The sequence below is a fragment of the Sphingomonas quercus genome (assembly GCF_018863195.1).
GTDB lineage: Bacteria > Pseudomonadota > Alphaproteobacteria > Sphingomonadales > Sphingomonadaceae > Solisphingomonas > Solisphingomonas quercus.
This window is the reverse complement of sequence record NZ_JAHKRT010000001.1, coordinates 78,046-95,577: the sequence shown is the minus strand read 5'-3', so window position 1 is coordinate 95,577 and position 17,532 is coordinate 78,046. Positions and strand designations below refer to the sequence as shown.

The 17,532-nt window shown below is 69.0% G+C and carries 16 protein-coding genes; 8 read left to right on the top strand and 8 right to left on the bottom strand.

Going from position 1 to position 17,532, the window contains the following annotated elements:
- Window positions 1-48 precede the first annotated feature (48 nt).
- The 4 genes from KOF26_RS00445 to KOF26_RS00430 all read right to left on the bottom strand — a co-directional run bounded on the left by KOF26_RS00445 (window position 49) and on the right by KOF26_RS00430 (window position 2,906).
- Complete coding sequence (locus KOF26_RS00445; RefSeq protein ID WP_216318287.1) at window positions 49-1,017, bottom strand: NAD(P)H-dependent flavin oxidoreductase; 969 nt, start codon at window positions 1,015-1,017, stop codon at window positions 49-51.
- Window positions 1,014-1,304: a 4a-hydroxytetrahydrobiopterin dehydratase gene (locus KOF26_RS00440; RefSeq protein WP_216318284.1), complete on the bottom strand. Its 291-nt coding sequence runs from the start codon at window positions 1,302-1,304 to the stop codon at window positions 1,014-1,016. Before KOF26_RS00440 ends, KOF26_RS00445 begins: the two co-directional genes overlap by 4 nt.
- Complete coding sequence (locus tag KOF26_RS00435) at window positions 1,301-2,308, bottom strand: fumarylacetoacetate hydrolase family protein (protein WP_216318281.1); 1,008 nt, start codon at window positions 2,306-2,308, stop codon at window positions 1,301-1,303. The genes KOF26_RS00440 and KOF26_RS00435 overlap by 4 nt, the downstream gene beginning before the upstream one ends.
- A 67-nt stretch (window positions 2,309-2,375) precedes the next feature.
- Window positions 2,376-2,906: an Lrp/AsnC ligand binding domain-containing protein gene (locus KOF26_RS00430; protein WP_253200899.1), complete on the bottom strand. Its 531-nt coding sequence runs from the start codon at window positions 2,904-2,906 to the stop codon at window positions 2,376-2,378.
- 12 nt (window positions 2,907-2,918) lie between these two features.
- On the opposite strand from KOF26_RS00430, the gene putA reads away from it, so the two are divergent.
- The 5 genes from putA to aptA all read left to right on the top strand — a co-directional run bounded on the left by putA (window position 2,919) and on the right by aptA (window position 10,548).
- Entirely contained in the window at window positions 2,919-6,026 is a 3,108-nt protein-coding gene (gene putA / locus KOF26_RS00425) for a bifunctional proline dehydrogenase/L-glutamate gamma-semialdehyde dehydrogenase PutA (RefSeq protein ID WP_216318278.1), read from the top strand.
- A 185-nt stretch (window positions 6,027-6,211) separates the two neighbouring features.
- Window positions 6,212-6,670, top strand: coding sequence for a DUF4126 domain-containing protein (locus KOF26_RS00420; RefSeq protein WP_216318275.1), 459 nt, complete (start codon window positions 6,212-6,214; stop codon window positions 6,668-6,670).
- Window positions 6,667-8,043 carry an FAD-containing oxidoreductase gene (locus tag KOF26_RS00415; RefSeq protein WP_216318272.1) on the top strand — a complete coding sequence of 459 codons (1,377 nt, stop codon included), beginning with the start codon at window positions 6,667-6,669 and terminating at the stop codon, window positions 8,041-8,043. The genes KOF26_RS00420 and KOF26_RS00415 overlap by 4 nt, the downstream gene beginning before the upstream one ends.
- 87 nt (window positions 8,044-8,130) lie before the next feature.
- Window positions 8,131-9,075, top strand: coding sequence for a LysR substrate-binding domain-containing protein (locus KOF26_RS00410; RefSeq protein WP_216319834.1), 945 nt, complete (start codon window positions 8,131-8,133; stop codon window positions 9,073-9,075).
- 141 nt (window positions 9,076-9,216) lie between these two features.
- On the top strand, window positions 9,217-10,548 hold the full coding sequence (gene aptA, locus KOF26_RS00405; RefSeq protein WP_253200897.1) for an omega-aminotransferase AptA: 1,332 nt from the start codon (window positions 9,217-9,219) through the stop codon (window positions 10,546-10,548).
- A gap of 277 nt (window positions 10,549-10,825) precedes the next feature.
- Here the strand turns inward: aptA and KOF26_RS00400 are convergent, their stop codons facing one another.
- The 3 genes from KOF26_RS00400 to KOF26_RS00390 form a co-directional block, all read right to left on the bottom strand.
- Window positions 10,826-11,353 (bottom strand): Ros/MucR family transcriptional regulator, encoded by a 528-nt coding sequence (locus KOF26_RS00400; RefSeq protein ID WP_216318269.1) that lies wholly within the window; start codon window positions 11,351-11,353, stop codon window positions 10,826-10,828.
- A 165-nt stretch (window positions 11,354-11,518) separates the two neighbouring features.
- Window positions 11,519-11,794 carry an HU family DNA-binding protein gene (locus KOF26_RS00395; RefSeq protein WP_216319828.1) on the bottom strand — a complete coding sequence of 92 codons (276 nt, stop codon included), beginning with the start codon at window positions 11,792-11,794 and terminating at the stop codon, window positions 11,519-11,521.
- A 104-nt stretch (window positions 11,795-11,898) separates the two neighbouring features.
- A complete protein-coding gene (locus tag KOF26_RS00390) occupies window positions 11,899-12,513 on the bottom strand; it encodes an arylesterase (protein WP_435876833.1) in 615 nt (204 codons plus the stop codon).
- A gap of 75 nt (window positions 12,514-12,588) precedes the next feature.
- Between KOF26_RS00390 and KOF26_RS00385 the strand changes: the two genes are divergently transcribed.
- On the top strand, window positions 12,589-13,281 hold the full coding sequence (locus KOF26_RS00385; protein WP_216318266.1) for an ABC transporter ATP-binding protein: 693 nt from the start codon (window positions 12,589-12,591) through the stop codon (window positions 13,279-13,281).
- On the top strand, window positions 13,278-15,776 hold the full coding sequence (locus tag KOF26_RS00380; RefSeq protein WP_216318263.1) for an ABC transporter permease: 2,499 nt from the start codon (window positions 13,278-13,280) through the stop codon (window positions 15,774-15,776). The genes KOF26_RS00385 and KOF26_RS00380 overlap by 4 nt, the downstream gene beginning before the upstream one ends.
- A gap of 39 nt (window positions 15,777-15,815) precedes the next feature.
- Here KOF26_RS00380 and aqpZ read toward each other — a convergent pair whose 3' ends face one another.
- Window positions 15,816-16,535 carry an aquaporin Z gene (gene aqpZ, locus KOF26_RS00375; RefSeq protein ID WP_216318260.1) on the bottom strand — a complete coding sequence of 240 codons (720 nt, stop codon included), beginning with the start codon at window positions 16,533-16,535 and terminating at the stop codon, window positions 15,816-15,818.
- 269 nt (window positions 16,536-16,804) lie between these two features.
- On the opposite strand from aqpZ, the gene KOF26_RS00370 reads away from it, so the two are divergent.
- Entirely contained in the window at window positions 16,805-17,485 is a 681-nt protein-coding gene (locus tag KOF26_RS00370) for a splicing factor U2AF large subunit (RefSeq protein ID WP_216318257.1), read from the top strand.
- Window positions 17,486-17,532: the final 47 nt, after the last annotated feature.

The following is a 17,532-nucleotide window of genomic DNA, read 5'->3' as shown; positions in this document are numbered from 1 at the left end:
CCGGTTGCCTGAGCAGCTATTTCGACAGCCTAGCCCCTATCGCGGCGCTCAGAGGGCGGCACTTGCGCCAAGCCGCGCCCGCGCCGCGTCATACTCCGCCGCCAGCCGCGCCACCCGTTCACCCGCCGGCACGATCGCGTCGACCGCGCCGATGCCCTGTCCCGCGCCCCAGATGTCGCGCCAAGCCTTGGCCTCGTGGGCGCGGGCGAAATCCATCCTGATGTCCTGGTCGCGCGGCAGGTCGTCCGGATCGAGGCCAGCGGCGAGGATCGAGCCGCGAAGGTAGTTGCCGTGGACGCCGGTGAAATAGCTCGAATAGACGATGTCCTCGGCGCGGCCGTCGACGATCGCCTGCTTATAGGCGGCGACAGCGTTGGCCTCGTCGGTGGCGATGAACGGGGAGCCGATATAAGCGAGGTCCGCGCCCATTGCCTCGGCAGCGAGGATCGCGCCGCCGGTGGCGATCGCGCCGGACAGCGCCAGCGGCCCGGCGAACCAGCTGCGGATCTCCTGCACGAGCGCGAAGGGGGACTGGCGCCCGGCGTGGCCGCCCGCGCCGGCAGCGACGGCAATCAGCCCGTCCGCGCCCTTGTCGATCGCCTTGCGGGCATAGCGATCGTCGATGACGTCATGCAGGGTGATGCCGCCCCAGCCATGCACCGCCGCGTTGAGGTCCTCGCGCGCGCCGAGCGAGGTGATGACGATCGGCACGCGATGGCGTCGGCAGGTCTCGACATCCTCGTCCAGCCGGGCGTTGGAGCGATGCACGATCTGGTTGACGGCGAAAGGCGCGGCCGGCCGCTCGGGATGGTCGCGGTCCCAGGCGGCCAGTTCCTCGCGGATGCGGTGCAGCCATTCGTCGAGCAGCGCCGCCGGCCGCGCGTTCAGCGCCGGGAAGGCGCCGACGATCCCCGCCTTGCACTGGGCGATGACCAGCTCCGGCACCGACACGATGAACATCGGCGCGGCGATGACCGGCAGCCGCAACCGCCCCGCCAGCACCGCCGGCAGGCTCATGCCGCGGCGGCTTCGATCGCGGTGGCGAGGTTGATGTCGCGCATCGTCAGCCCGCCGGCGTCATGGGTGGTGAGCAGGATGTCGACGCGGTTGTAGACGTTGGACCATTCCGGGTGATGATCCGCCTTCTCGGCGAGCAGCGCGACCCGCGTCATGAACGCGAAGGCGGTAACGAAATCGCCGAAACTGAAGCTTTTGCGGATGCCGTCGCGACCGGGCTCGTGGCTCCAGCCCGGCAGGTCGGCAAGGAAGCTGTCGCGCTCTTCGGCGTCGAGGCGGCGGATCATGGGCGCGCGACCTCCTGCTCGATCGCGCCGAAGATGGAGTGGCCGGCGGCGTCACGCATCTCGATGCGCACCACGTCGCCATAGGAAAGGAACGGCGTCGCCGCCGCGCCGCCGCGGATCGTTTCCACCGTGCGCAGCTCAGCGAGGCAGCTATAGCCGACCCCGCCCTCGGCCACCGCGCGTCCCGGTCCGCCGTCGGCATCGCGGTTGGAGACGGTGCCCGAGCCGATGATCGTGCCGGCCGCCAGCGGCCGCGTCTTCGCCGCATGGGCGACGAGCGTGCCGAAATCGAAGGTCATGTCGGCACCGGCGTCCGCCCGGCCGAGCGCCGTCCCGTTGCGCGAGACGAGCAGCGCGCCGTGCAGCTTGCCGTCGCGCCATGCCTCGCCGAGCGCCTCCGGCGTCACCGCGACCGGCGAGAAGGCCGAGGCCGGCTTTGACTGGAAGAAGCCGAACCCCTTGGCAAGCTCGCCGGGGATGAGGTTGCGGAGCGACACGTCGTTGACGAGCATCACCAGGCGGACCGCCGCCAGCGCCGTTTCCCGGTCTGCGCCCTGCGGCACTTCGTCGGTGATCACCGCCACCTCCGCCTCGAGGTCGCAGCCCCATTCCGGATCGGCCAGCGGGATCGCATCGCGCGGCCCGAGGAACCGGTCCGAGCCGCCCTGATAGATGAGCGGGTCAGTCCAGAAGCTCTCCGGCATCTCCGCGCCGCGCGCCTGTCGGACCAGCGCGACATGGTTCACATAGGCCGATCCGTCCGCCCACTGAAAGGCGCGCGGCAAAGGCGATTCCGCCATCCGCTCGTGAAAGCGCATCATGGGGATGACTTCGTGGGCGAGATCGGTGGCCAGGGCCTCCAGCCGCGGCGCCGCCTCCGCCCAGTCGTCGAGCGCGGCCTGCAGGGTCGGGGCGATGTGGGCGGCATCCGCGCACCAGGCGAGATCGTCCGAGACGACGACGAGGCGCCCGTCGCGTCCTCCCTTCAGCGAGGCCAGCTTCATTGTCTCTCTCCTTGTCCTCAACCCCTTGCAGAGTGGCCCAGCCCTGCCGGAGGGACAAGCGCCCCGTTCACAGCGGTACCCGCTGCGTCGATTTCACCTCCTCGATGACCGCATAGGTGCGCGTCTCGCGCACGCCGGGAATGGCGACGAGGATATCGCCGAGAAACACGCGGTAAGCGGTCATGTCCGCCACCCGCACCTTGAGCAGATAGTCGAAGCCGCCTGCGACCATATGGCATTCCAGTATGTCGGGGATCTTGGCGGCGTGTTCGGCAAACGCGCTGAACGCGTCCCCGGTGGTGCGGTCGAGAATCACCTCGACGAAGATCGTCATCGCCCGGCCGAGCTTGGCAGGGTCGAGCAGAGCCATGTAGCCGGTGATGATGCCGCGCTCGCGCAACCGCTTCACGCGCTCGAAACAGGCCGCCGGCGACAGGCCGGCGCGACGCGACAGCTCCTGATTGGTGACCCGGCCATCATCTTGCAGAATATTCAGGATGCGGCGGTCAGTTTGATCTACAATTTCTTCGGTCATGACGCCTGAATGACGAAACACCTTTTGAAAATGCGGTGATATACGAAAGGAGACATCATACAAGCGAGACCTGCCATGCCCGATCCGCTGTCGCCCTGGGATGCGATTGATTCTCTCAAATATGCCCCCGAAGGTGATGTCGTGCGCATGTTGCTCGCCGCCCGCCCGCTCGATGGCGATGACCGCGTGGCGGTGGTGAACGAGGCGGCGGCGCTGGTCACGGCGGCCCGCGCGTCGGCGAAGAAGCAGGGCGTCGTCGAGAGCTTCCTTCAGGAATTCTCGCTCGGCACCCGTGAAGGGCTGGCGCTGATGTGCCTTGCCGAGGCGTTGCTGCGCGTGCCCGACAACGACACGCGCGACCGGCTGATCGCGGAGAAGATCGGCTCGGCCGACTGGGCCAGCCATCTCGGCAAATCGGACAGCATGTTCGTCAACGCCTCCACCTGGGGGCTGATGCTCACCGGCCGGCTGGTCGATGTCGATGATGAGGCGAAGCGCGATCTTGGCGGCTTCCTGCGCCGGCTGGCGGGCCGCATCGGTGAGCCGGTGATCCGCCAGGCGGTCGGCGCGGCGGTGCGCATGATGGGCGAACAGTTCGTCCTCGGCCGCACGATCGGCGACGCGCTCGCCCGCGCCCGGCGCGAGAAGATGCTGTGTTCGTTCGACATGCTGGGCGAGGGCGCGCGCACCGCGTCCGATGCCGAGCGTTACGAGCAAATCTATGCCGCCGCGATCGAGGCCGTCGGCAAGGCGGCCGGCGGCGCCGGTCCGGACCGGGGCCACGGCGTTTCGGTCAAGCTCTCCGCGCTCAGCCCGCGCTATGAGGCGGTGCAGGAGGCGCGCGTATGGGAGGAGCTTTATCCGCGCATCCGCCGGCTCGCCGAGGCGGCCGCCGCCTACGACCTCAACTTCGCGATCGACGCCGAGGAGGCGGATCGGCTCACCTTGTCGCTCAAGCTGGTCGAGCGGCTGGTGCGCGAGCCGGCTCTGGCCGGCTGGCAGGGCCTTGGGGTCGTTGTACAGGCTTATCAGAAGCGCGCGCCTCTGGTCATCAACGGGCTGGAACGGCTGGCCCGCGAAAGCGGGCGGCGGATCATGGTCCGCCTCGTCAAGGGCGCCTATTGGGATAGCGAGATCAAGCGCGCCCAGGTCTCCGGCCGCCCCGATTATCCGGTGTTCACCACCAAGGCAGGAACGGACCTTTCCTATCTGGTCTGCGCCCGCGCGCTGATCGACGCCGCCCCGGCGCTTTATCCGCAGTTTGCCACCCACAACGCGCACACGCTCGCCGCGGTGCGGCGCATGGCAGCCGCCGCCGGGGTCGAGATCGAGCATCAGCGGCTGCACGGCATGGGCGAGGGGCTCTATGCCGCCGCCGTCGATCGCTACGGCCCGCTCACCGTGCGCGCCTATGCCCCAGTCGGCGGGCATGAGGAGCTGCTGCCTTACCTGGTCCGCCGCCTGCTCGAAAATGGCGCCAACACCAGCTTCGTCAGCGCACTGCTCGACGAGCGCGTGCCGGCCGCCGATGTGGTGCGCGATCCCATCGCCCTGGTCGAGGCGCAGCCCGGTCGCCATCCCCGCATTCCGGTGCCGCTCGAGCTTTATGGCGCCACCCGCCGCAATCCCGAGGGCCGTGATTACTCTCTGGTGCTGACCCGCGAGAAGGCGGCCAGCGCCCGCGCGCGCGCCGAGGCCGAGCGCTGGCGCGGTGGCGCCATTATCGGCGGCGCGCTGGTCGAAGGCGGTTCCCGGCCGGTGACCAGCCCCTCTGATCGGGCACGCGTCATCGGCGACGTCAGCAGCGCCACGCCGGCCGATATCGATCGCGCCGTGGCGTTGGCGCGCGCCGCCCATCCGGGCTGGGATGCGTCCGGCGGCGCGGGTCGCGCGGCGGTGCTGCGCGCGATGGGCGATGCGCTGGAGGCCGATATGGATCGGCTGGTTGCGCTGTTGTCCCTGGAGGGCGGCAAGACGCTCAACGACGGCGTCGCCGAGGTGCGCGAGGCGGTGGATTTCTGCCGTTATTATGCCCATCTCGCAGAGAAGCAATTCTCCCAGCCGGAGCTGCTGAACGGCCCGGTCGGCGAGACCAATCGGCTGGAGCTGCGCGGACGCGGCGTGTTCGCTTGCATCAGCCCGTGGAATTTCCCGCTCGCCATCTTCACCGGACAGATCGCCGCGGCGCTCGCCGCCGGTAACGCGGTGTTGGCCAAGCCTGCCGAGCAGACGCCCCTGATCGCCGCTGAGGCGGTGCGCCTCTTCCACGGGGCGGGGCTCGATCCGGCGCTGCTCGCGCTGTTGCCGGGCGAGGGCGGCACGGTCGGCGCGGCGCTGGTCGGGCATCCCGGCATCGACGGCGTCGCCTTCACCGGCGGCACCGACACCGCTCGCGCCATCAACCGCGCGCTCGCCGGGCGCGACGGGCCGATCCTGCCGTTCATCGCCGAGACCGGGGGCCTGAACGGCATGTTCGTGGACACGACGGCGCTTCGCGAGCAGGTCGTCGACGACGTGCTCCTGTCCGCGGTCGGCTCGGCGGGCCAGCGTTGCTCGGCACTGCGCGTGCTGTTCCTGCCCAGGGACAGCGCCGATGCGCTGATCGAGACGCTGGCCGGCGCGCTGGACACGCTGGTCGTCGGCGACCCGGCGGACCCGGCCACCGATATCGGCCCGGTCATCGACGCCGAGGCGCGCGCCGCGTTGGAAGCGCATGCGCAGAAACTGGAGCAAGAAGGGCGCGTCATCGCCCGCCGCGACATCGGCGCCTTGGCCGAGCGGGGCGATTTCTTCGCGCCGGTGATCGCCGAGGTGCCCGAGCCCGATTATCTGGAGCGGGAGGTGTTCGGCCCGATCCTCCACGTCTACCGCTATGATCCGGCCGACCTGCCCAGGGTCGCGGGCCGGCTGGCGGCGCGGGGCTATGGCCTGACGCTCGGCGTGCATAGCCGCATCGAGCGCTTCGCCGAGGAGGTGCGAGCGCTGGTGCCGGCGGGCAACCTCTATGTGAACCGCTCGATGATCGGCGCGGTAGTCGGCGTCCAGCCCTTCGGCGGCGAGGGCCTGTCCGGCACCGGCCCGAAGGCCGGCGGCCCGCACGCGCTGCTTCGCTACGCGGTGGAGCGCGCGGTATCGATCAACATCACCGCCCAGGGCGGCGACCCGGCGCTGCTGAACCTCTGAACCGGCGCCCCCCTTTCGCGCGTTCGGGGGCGTGAGGGGCGATGGATGCCGCACAGGTCGAGCATGAGCCGGCCCATACCCTCGCCGTCTATGCAGACCTCGCCTCCGCGAATCACCCCATATCCTAGCTTGCCGCCGCCCCGGACTCGCGACACACTCGCTCCGGCTAAAGGGGGGAGAGGCCAATGATCTACGCGCTTGCCTTGCTCATCGGGATCGTCGCCGGCCTCAGGGCGATGACGGCGCCCGCGGCGGTCAGCTGGGCCGCGGCGGGCGGCTTGCTGCCGCTGGAAGGCAGCTGGCTCGCCTTTCTCGGCTATCGCTGGACGCCGTGGGTGTTCACCCTGCTTGCGATCGCAGAACTGATCACGGATCAGCTGCCCGCCACGCCGAGCCGCAAGGTGGCGGCGCAGTTCGGCACGCGCGTCCTCGTCGGCGGGCTATGCGGTGCGGCGATCGGCATGCGGGCGGGGGCGTGGCTGCCGGGGCTGGTGCTCGGGGCAATCGGCGCGGTGATCGGCACGCTGGGCGGCGCGTCGGCGCGCGCCCGGATGGCGGCGCTGTTCGGGCGCGATCGTCCGGCGGCGCTGATCGAGGATGCGGCCGCCATCCTCGCCGCGATCCTCATCGTCGAGGCGCTGTGATGCGGCAGTTCGATGCGATTATCATCGGCGCCGGACAGGCGGGGCCGTCGCTAGCCGGCCGGCTCACCGAAGCGGGAATGAAGGTCGCGCTGATCGAGCGGCATCTCGTCGGCGGCACTTGCGTCAACACGGGCTGCATGCCGACCAAGGCACTGGTCGCCAGCGCCTATGCCGCGCACCTCGCCCGGCGCCACGGCGATTTCGGGGTCACGATCGGCGGCGACATCGGGGTCGACATGAAAGCCGTCGCCGCCCGCGCCGGACAGGTGACGCTGACGGCGCGCGGCAATAACGAGCGCTGGCTGGAAGGGATGGCCGGGCTCGACTTCATCCGCGGCCACGCGCGCTTCACCGGGCCGGATCGCATCGCCGTCAACGGCGAGGAGCTGCGGGCGCCGCGCATCTTCCTCAATGTCGGGGGACGGGCCAGCGTGCCCGACATGCCGGGCGTCAATGACATCGCCTTCCTGACCAACACCGGCATCGTCGCGCTCGATGACCTGCCGCGGCATCTGGTGGTAGTCGGCGGCTCCTATATCGGGCTGGAATTCGCCCAGATGTACCGCCGCTTCGGCGCGGAGGTGACCGTGGTCGAGATGGGCCCGCGGCTGGTGGGCCGAGAGGATGAGGATATCTCGGCGGCGGTGCGCGGCATCGTCGAGGCGGAAGGCATCGCGGTGCGCACCAATGCGAAGTGCATCGCCTTCCGCAAGCTGGACGATGGCGGCGTCGCCGTCGGCGTCGATTGCGAAGAGGGCGCGCCGGAGGTCGTCGGCAGCCATGTCCTGCTCGCTGTCGGGCGGCGGCCCAATACCGACGACCTTGGCCTCGACGTGGCCGGCGTCGCCACGGACGCGCGCGGCTATATCCAGGTCGACGACCGGCTGCAGACCAGCGTGCCCGGCGTCTTCGCGCTCGGTGACTGCAACGGTCGCGGCGCCTTCACCCACACCGCCTATAACGACTTCGAGATCGTCGCCGCCAATCTGCTGGATGGGGAAGACCGCCGCCTGTCGCAGCGCATCCCGGGCTACGCGCTCTACATTGATCCGCCGCTCGGCCGTGTCGGCATGTCAGAGGCGGAGGCGCGCAAGGCCGGCCGCAATGTCTGGGTTTCCACCCGGCCGATGACGAGGGTCGGCCGCGCCGTCGAGAAGGGCGAGACTCAGGGATTCATGAAGATCGTCGCCGACGCCGACACCCAGCGCATCCTCGGCGCCGCGATCCTCGGCACCGGCGGCGACGAGGCGATCCACGGCATACTCGACATGATGAACGCCGATCAGCTGGTGTCGGCGCTGCGCTGGGCGGTGCCGATTCACCCGACCGTGTCGGAGCTGATCCCGACGGTGTTGCTCGGGCTCAAATCCTGATCGGCGAATTGCCCCAATGCTGTTCCATCCGGCCGGGTGCTCCTGTAGGCTGGTCGCAGACAGAGCTCGAGGACGGGACAGGCGCCGATCAAACCGAAGGAAGCACATGATGCGCGGGCGCTGCCGCCGGTCGCCTCGATCCGCGCTTTCGAAGCGGTCGGGCGGCTCGGCGGAATAAGGCGGGCGGCGGCGAGCCTCAATCTCGATCATTCCGTGGTCAGCCGGCATCTGCGCCAGCTGGAGGATTGGCTCGGCGTGGCGCTGGTCCAGCGCGTCGCCGGCCATGTCGCGCTGACCGAACTCGGCCGGCGCTATCACGAGCGCATTTCGGCAGCGCTCGCCGAGCTGGCGCTCGCCACCGCCGAGATCCGCGGCGCGGATGATCACAAGCAGCTGCTCGTCTGGTGCGTTCCGGGCTTCGCCGCGCAGTGGGTGACGGAGCGCGTCGCCCTGTTCGAGAAGGAGCGGCCCGGCTACAGCGTCGAGCTGCGCCCCACCGACGCGCGCGCCAATCTCCTTGCCCATGAAGCGGACGTGGACATCCGCTTCTACCTCGACGGCTCGCCGCCCGAGCCGGGTGGCCGCGGTCTCCAGCATGTCGAACTGGCGCGGCCGGAGGTGATGATCGTCGCCAGCCCGGCCCTCGCCGCCCAGCTGGAAGGCGTGATCACCGCCGACAATCTCGTGCATGCGCCGCTGCTGCACGAGGAGCATGACCAGCAATGGCGCTCCTGGCTCGAACGCAACGGCGTTGCCACGCCGCCCAAATTGCCCGGGCCCTTGTTGTGGCACGCCCATCTCGCCATCGCCGCCGCGCGCAACAGTCGCGGCCTCGCCCTTGCCAGCGCCTATCTGGTCGATGCGGATCTGAAGAATGGCAGCCTCGTCGAGCTGCGCGTGCCGGGGACGCGGCCGGTGGTGATCGGCGCCTATGCCTATGTCAGCCGCGAGGATCGCTGGTCGGCGGACGCTATCCTGCAATTCCGCCGTTTCCTCCAGGCGGAGGTGGTCCGCTTTGCCACCAGGGGCTGAGCGACGGCCGGCATTTCATGCCCGGTGCAACCAATGCACCGAGCATGACTGTGATCGCAACTTGCCGATCGCCTTCCGGGGCCTGATGGTCGGGCCAAGGCGGCCAGGGGGGTGGAGCGGATGACGGGAGTTGCAGGGCGCATGCCTGCGCCGGAAATAAACCGGGAAGGCGATGCGGACCTGTCCGCCTTCTGGATGCCATTCACGGATAATCGCTCGTTCAAGGCTGCTCCGCGCATGCTCGTCTCGGCGGACGGCATGTATTACCGGACGCCGGACGGTCGCCGGATTCTCGACGGAACTGCGGGCCTGTGGTGCGTCAACGCCGGCCATGGCCGGGAATCCATCGTCCGCGCCATCCAGGACGCCGCGGCAACGCTCGATTTCGCGCCAACATTCCAGCTCGGCCATCCGCTGCCGTTCGTGCTGGCCAACAAGCTGGCGGCGATTATGCCCAAGGGGCTGGACCGCATCTTCTTCACCAATTCCGGATCGGAATCGGCGGATACGGCGCTGAAGATGGCGCTCGCCTATCACCGCGCACGGGGCCAATCCGGGCGCACCCGGCTGATCGGTCGCCAACGCGGCTATCATGGCACCAATTTCGGCGGCATGTCGGTGGGCGGCATCGGCGGCAATCGCCGGGGCTTTTCCGCGCAGCTGTGGGGCGTCGACCATTTGTCCCATACCCATGGCGGCACTGCCCCATTCACGCGCGGCATGGGCACCACCAACCAGGATATCGCCGGTGAGCTGGAAGAGCTCGTCGCCCTGCATGGCGCCGAGACGATCGCGGCGGTGATCGTCGAGCCCGTGGCCGGCTCGACAGGCGTGCTGGTGCCGCCGCGCGGCTATCTGCAACGGCTACGCGAGATCACCAGCGCGCACGGCATATTGCTGATCTTCGACGAGGTGATCACTGCTTTCGGCCGGCTCGGGTCGGCGACGGCGGCGGACTATTTCGGTGTGACCCCCGATATATTGACGGTGGCCAAGGGCCTGACCAACGGCGCGGTGCCGATGGGCGCGGTGGCGGCGAGCCGCGAGGTGCACGACACGGTGGTCGACGGCGCCGGGCCGGGCATCGAATTCTTCCATGGCTACACCTATTCCGGCCACCCGCTGGCCGCTGCCGCCGGCATTGCGACGCTCGACCTTTATGCGGAGGAAGCATTGTTCGATCGCGCCGGCGGGCTCGCCCGCCGCTGGGAGGAGGCGGTGCATGGACTGAGGGGCGCCCGCCATGTCGTCGATATCCGTAATATCGGCATCGTCGCCGGCATCGAGCTGACGTCGCGCGAAGGCGCCGTGGGCGCGCGGGCGATGGAGGCGTTCCACCGCTGCTTCGACGAAGGGCTTTTGATTCGGGTAACGGCGGACATCATCGCCCTGTCGCCGCCATTGATTGTCGAAAACGGACAGATTGATGAGATCGTGTCGCGGATCGCAACCGTCCTTGGACAGATTGACTAGGCGATCAGCCTCTCGCGATGCTTAATTCAGCCAGATCGCGCGGGTGCGCGGTCTAACTGTCGTCACCCTGTACTCGTTCGGGGGGGGGCACGCCCTGAACATGTCAGGGGCCGCTTCTTCACAAGCTCCGTCCTTCACAAGCACAGGTGTGCGTAGCTCAGTGCATGCTGAAACAAGCCCGTTCTGGGCCTGTCGAAGGATTCAACATGATGCAGTCAAATTGGATCACCCGCCCGCCCCGCGCCCGCAGGCGTGGAGCGGGCGATAGTTGATCCGATCAGCTCGACTTGCGCGGACCGCGGCGGCGAGCGGGGGCCTTCGGCGTCTCGACCGGCGCGGCGGCGGCAGCAGCGCGCGGCTTGCGACCGGCCTTCTTGGGCGCCTCAGCCACAGGGGCGGGGGCAGCTTCGGCGGCGCGCTTGCGGCCCAGGCCGATCTTCTTCGCCATGGCGCGGCGGGTTTCCGAATAATTGGCGGAAACCATCGGATAATCGCGCGGCAGGCCGAAAGTGTCGCGGTAGGTTTCCGGCGTATAACCGTGGCCGGAAATGTGGCGGCGCAGCGTCTGATACTTGCGGCCGTCGATCATCGAAATGATGCCGTCCGGCTTGATGCTGGCGCGAATGGAAACGGCGCCCTTCGGCTTCTCCGGCTCGGGAGCGGCGTCCGGCTGGCCAAGTCGGCTGAGCGCATCATGCACGCTGCGGATGAGATCGGGCGTCTCGGCGACACCGACATGATTATGGGCGACGAAGCTCGCCACGATGTCGGCGGTCAGTGTGATGAGTGTTTCATTATCGGCCATGGCACGTTCCTCTGCCGTGAGCATATCTTGAACAAAGCCCAATAGCTCAAATACAGCGGAATGCTAGCGCGATAAATCAAAATCCGCAGGCGCTACCCAAAAAAAGGATCACGGCCAGTCTAGGCGGGGTCTTGGGGGACGGCGCACCGTCCCCCAAGCGAGGAATCAGCCGTTCAGGCGATCCTTGACCGCCTTGGCGGCGGAGAAACCGAGCTTCTTCGAAGCGGCGATCTTCATCGGCTCGCCGGTGGCGGGATTACGGCCATCGCGGGCCGGACTTTCCTTCACCTTGAACTTGCCGAAGCCGTTGATGGAGACCTCCTCGCCCTTCGACGCAGCGTCGGTCAGCGCGGTGAAGACGGCGTCAACAATCTTGCGCGCGTCGGACTTGGAAACGCTGGCGATACCGGCGACGTGGTCTGCGAGGTCATTGCTGTTCATAGGGAGAGCCCTTTGTTGATTGGAGGCGGCAGATAGGCGGGTTTGCATGCCGGCGTCTATCCCGGAATGGCCCTGAAATCGCGCCTTCCCGCCGCTTTGCCTCATTATTTGCCCAACGCGCGGCGAACCAGAGGAAGGATGCCGGTGACAATGCGATCAACGCCGCGTGCATTGGGATGCATTCCGTCGTCGAGCTGCAACGCGCGTTGGCCGATGACCCCGTCGAGGAAAAAGGGGTAGAGCGGCACCCGATATACATGTGCCAGATCGGGATAGATGGCGTCGAACTGGCGGCGATAGACGACTCCAAGATTACCCGACGCGCGCATACCGGCGAGCAGTACCGGAATATTGTGTCGTTTCATGTCGGCAAGAATAGCGTCGAGATTTGAACGAGTCTGCGCGGGCGGCAGGCCGCGCAGCATGTCGTTCGCGCCGAGTTCCAGAATGACGAGATCGGGCTTGCGGCCAAGCGCGGACAATACCCAGTTGAGGCGCGCGCGCCCGGCGGCGCTGGTATCGCCGGAAACGCCGGCATTATGGACCCTGGCGGCGATGCCGGCCTTGCGCAGCGCCGCCTCCAGCCGCGGCGCGAACCCTTCCGTCGGCCCGAGCCGGTAGCCGGCGCTGAGGCTGTCGCCATAAGCGACGACCAGCGGCTGCGCGGTGGCCGCCGGCCGGGGCTGGGCGAGGGCGGGCGCGGCGCCGACAAGAAGAATCGCCAGCGCGAGTTGGACAAGCTGTCGCGCAGCGCCATATGCATTGCCATAACGCCTCACCGAGATCCTCCCATCATGCCGGACGCCGATATCGTCATCGACGCGCACAATGTCACCCTCGCGCTGGGCAGTGGCGGCGCGCGCACCGAGATACTGAAGGGCATCGACCTTGCCGTGCCGCGAGGCATGAGCATCGCCATCCTTGGCCCTTCCGGCTCTGGCAAATCGTCGCTGATGGCGGTGCTGGCGGGGCTGGAACGGGCGGACCGCGGCGTGATCCGCGTCGCCGGCCAGGACTTCGCCGCGCTGGACGAGGACGGCCTCGCCCGCGCCCGCCGGGGCCGCATCGGCATCGTGCTGCAGGCCTTCCATCTGTTGCCGACGATGACTGCGCTCGAAAACGTCGCGGTGCCGCTTGAGCTGGCCGGCGCCCCGGACGCCTTCGCACGCGCCGAGGCCGAGCTGGTGGCCGTCGGGCTCGGCGGGCGTCTCGGCCATTATCCGGCCCAGCTTTCCGGCGGCGAGCAGCAGCGTGTCGCCATCGCCCGCGCCACCGCGCCGGCGCCGGAGCTGATCTTCGCCGACGAGCCGACCGGCAACCTCGATGCCACCACCGGCGCCCAGATCATGGACCTGCTCTTCGCCCGCCAGCGCGAGCGCGGCGCCACGCTGTTCGTCATCACCCATGATCCAGCGCTCGCCGCCCGCTGTGCGCGGGTCGTCGAAATGGGCGACGGGCGCATCATCAGCGACCGTCTCGCCGCGTGAACGCCGCACTGAGGCTGGGTTTGCGCGATCTGCGCGGCGGCATTGGCGGGCTGCGGCTGCTGGCGATCTGCCTGCTGCTCGGCGTCGCCGCGCTGGCCGGGGTCGGAAGCCTGTCGGCCGCGATCCTTTCGGGGCTGGCCGCGGCCGGTCAGGGGATCGTCGGCGGCGATATAGAGATGCGCGTGTCGCAGCGCCGCGCGGCCCCCGACGAGCTGGCCGCCTTCGCCCGTACCGGCCTGGTTTCGGAAACGATCCGCATGCGTGCCATGGCCAGCCGGCTGGATGGGGCGGAGACGGCCCTGGTCGAGCTCAAGGGTGTCGATGCGCGTTACCCGCTTTACGGCAGTTTCCGGCTGGCGCCGGGCGCGCTGCGGGCGCGGCCGGGGCCGGGCGAGGTGGCCGTGGCGCCCGCGCTGGCCGACCGGCTGCGCCTGCGCATCGGCGACAGCGTCAGGATCGGCGATGCCCGTCTGCGGCTGATCGGTTTCGTCGCCGAGGAGCCGGACCGGCTGGGCGAGGGCTTCACCCTCGGTCCGGTGGCGATCGCCGGCATGGACACGCTGCACCAGACCGGCCTGGTCATGCCCGGCAGCCTTTATCAGGCGCGCTACCGCATCAAGCTGCCGCCAGCGATCGCCGATGCGCACGCCACTGCCGAGGCGCTTGAGCGGCGCTTCCCGCTCGGCGGCTGGGAGACGCGCGACCGCACCAACGCCGCGCCGTCGCTGCGCCGCTTCATCACGCGGCTCGGGCAATTCCTGTCGCTGGTCGGGCTGGCGGCGCTGGCCGTGGCCGGAATCGGCGTCGGCAATGGCGTGTCGTCCTGGCTGGACGGCAAGCGCCGCGGCATCGCCGTCCTCAAGGCGCTGGGCGCGGATTCGCGGACCATCTTCCTCGCCTATCTCGCCCAGATCGGCATCGTCGCCGCGATCGGGGTGGCAGCCGGCCTCGTCATCGGGGCGCTGGTGCCGCCGGCCGTGGGCGCGCTTGCCGGAGACGCGCTGCCGGTGCGGCCGGGCTTCGCGCTGCACCCGCTGCCGATGGTGGTGGCGGCGGCCTATGGGCTGCTCGTCGCACTGCTGTTCTCGCTGGCGCCGCTTGCCCGGGCGCGGGCGGTGACGGCGGCCTCGCTGTTTCGCGGCGGGGTCGAGCCGATGGCGGCGCCGGGCGGGCGGGTGCGGCTGCTGCAGGGCGGGCTGGCGCTGGCCATCGCGGCGCTGGCGATTCTCGGTGCCGACGACAGGATGATCGCGGCGGGCTTCATTGCCGGGGTGGCGGGGCTGCTCGCCCTGCTGGCGGGCATCGGCGTCGCGGTCAGGCGGATCGCCGCGGCCTTGCCGCGACCGCGCCGGCCGCTGGCGCGCCTTGCCATCGCCAACCTTCATCGCCCGGGCGCGCCGACCGGCCAACTGGTGGTCGCCCTCGGCCTCGGCCTGACCCTGTTCGCGACGCTGGCGGTGATCGAGACAAGCCTCGGTGCCTCCCTCACCGGTGCCATTCCGGCCCGGGCGCCGAGCTTCTTCGTGCTGGACTTGCCCAAGGATGATGCGGCGCGCTTCCGCGAACTCGTCGCCGCTCGCGCGCCTCGCGCCGAGGTGCGTACCGTGCCGATGCTGCGCGGCGCGGTCGTCGAGATAGGCGGTCGGCGCGTCGAGGAAATGAAGGATATTCCGTCCGACGCCTGGATGCTGCGCGGCGACCGGGGCCTGACCTATGCCGCGAGCTTGCCGGCCGGCAGCCGGGTAGTGGAGGGCAAATGGTGGCCGGGTGATTATCGCGGGCCCCCGCTCGTCTCGATCGACGTGCAGGCCGCGCGCGCCCTCGGCCTGAAGATCGGCGACAGCCTCACCGTGTCGGTGCTTGGCGTCGAGATCCCCGCCCATATCGCCTCGTTCCGCGAGATCGAGTGGGACACGATGGGGTTCAACTTCGCCATCCTGTTCGCGCCCGGCGTGCTGGAGGCGGCGCCGCACACCGTCTCGGCGACGATTGCCGTGGCGCCGAGCGAGGAGCCGGCGATTTCGCGCGCAGTGACGGCGGACTTCCCGTCCGCCTCGCTGATCCGGGTGAAGGATGTGATCGGGCAGGTGGCGACGGTGCTCGGCCAGATGGGCCTTGCCATCCGCGCCGCGGGCTCCGTTGCGGTGCTGGCCGGCATTGCCGTGCTCGTCGGCGCGGTGGCGGCGTCGCGGCGGCAGCGCGTCTATGACGCGGTGCTGCTCAAGCTGCTCGGCGCAACGCGCGCGCAAGTGCTGGCGGCGCAGGCGCTGGAGTTCGCCTTGCTGGCGCTGGCGCTGGCGATATTGGCGCTGGTCTTCGGCGCGGCGGGCGGCTGGTATGTGGTGACGCGGGTGCTGGAACTGGAGTGGGCGCCCGATTGGCGCGTGGTGCTGGCCACGCTGGCGCTTGGCGGCGTCGGCACGCTGGTCATCGGCCTGCTCGCCACGCTGCCGGCGCTCAATGCCAGGCCGGCACGCGCGCTGCGCGATCTGTGAGCGCGGGGCGGCCCCCGCCGCCGTCCCACGCCGGTCCGATCAGTTCTCGCCGGTGACCGCGACCGGAACTGGGCGATCGTCGCTGATCCAGCGATAGACGAAGCCGCCCAAAGCACCGCCGACGAGCGGCGCGACCCAGAACAGCCAGAGCTGCGCCAGCGCCCAGCCGCCGACAAAGATTGCCGGCGCGGTGCTGCGCGCGGGGTTCACCGAGGTGTTGGTGACGGGGATGCTGATCAGATGGATCAGCGTCAGGCACAGGCCGATGGCGATCGGCGCGAAGCCCTTGGGCGCCTGGCCATGGGTGGCGCCCATGATCACGAACAGGAACGCGAAGGTCATCACCACTTCGCAGACCAGCGCCGCCGTCAGCGAATAGCCGCCGGGCGAATGATCGCCATAGCCGTTGGAAGCGAAGCCGCCGGACAGGTCGAAGCCGGCATGGCCGCTGGCGATGATGTAGAGAATGCCGGCGCCCGCGATCCCGCCGAGCACCTGTGCCACGATATAGGGGAGCAGGTCGCCCGCCGGGAACCGCCCGCCGGCCCACAGGCCGACCGACACCGCCGGATTGAGATGGCAGCCGGAGACGTGCCCGATCGCAAAGGCCATGGTCAGCACCGTCAGGCCGAAAGCAAGAGAGACGCCCGCAAAGCCGATGCCCAATTCCGGAAAGGCCGCGGCCAGCACCGCGCTTCCGCAGCCGCCCAGCACCAGCCAGAGCGTGCCGATGAATTCTGCCGCAAGTCGCTTTCCCATTCCTCGCTCCCTTGTCTTGGCCCGGATCCTCTGTCGCAAAAGCTTATGGACGCGAGCGAACAAGGAGAGTGCCGACGTGTCTCGGCCCTTTCCCCGCCGCCCGACGGCAAGGTTATGCCTAATCGAAATCCGCGACAATGCGACGTCGCCGTATTGGATATGAAGCCTTCAACTTCAGTCGCGCGTTGGCCTTTCCATGTGGCGCGAGGTTCACGCTATGTTCAAGCGCGCTATGGTCTTTTCGCTGGAAGGACAGATTGGAAGAGGACGTGACCATTTCTCCCAGACATGGGCTTGCCGCCGCCCTGATCGCGTGCTCCACCATGCTCGGCGGATGCGTGACCGACGGCTATGGCTATGGGCCGAGCGGCTATTATGACAGCTATGCCGGCGGCTATTATGGCGATGACATCGGCTATGGTTATGGCCCCGGCTATGGCTGGTATGGGGATTATTATTATCCCGGCTCCGGCATCTATGTGTTCGATCGCAGCGGCCGCCGCAGCCGCTGGAATGACGACCAGCGCCGCTACTGGAGCGCGCGTCGCGATTATCTCCACGAGCGTCGGGACGACCGCCGCGGCTTTGCCCAGGATCGCCGCCGCGACCGCGCCGCGCTCGACAACGGCACGATCAACCGCGATCAGTTCCGCGAGCAGCGCCGCGACGCGCGGCAGGATTTCCGGCAGGACCGCCGCCAGGATCGGCGCGCCTTCACCAATCAGCAGGGCAGGGGGCCGGGCGTGGCGCCGCGCAACGATATCCGCCCGCCGCGCCCCAATCGTCCGGACGGCAATCCGGGCGTGACCAACCCGGCTGCCGACGCGCAGCCCCGCTTCAATCGTCCGCCCGGCACTTCCGGCGGCAACGGCGGCGGCGGCGCGCCGCGGTCCTGGGGCGGCGGGCCACGTGGCGACCGTGGCGGCCAGCATGGCGGGCGCGACCGCTAGCAGTTCGTTGGCCGGACGTAATCTTATGAACATCGCCTCTCCTCGGC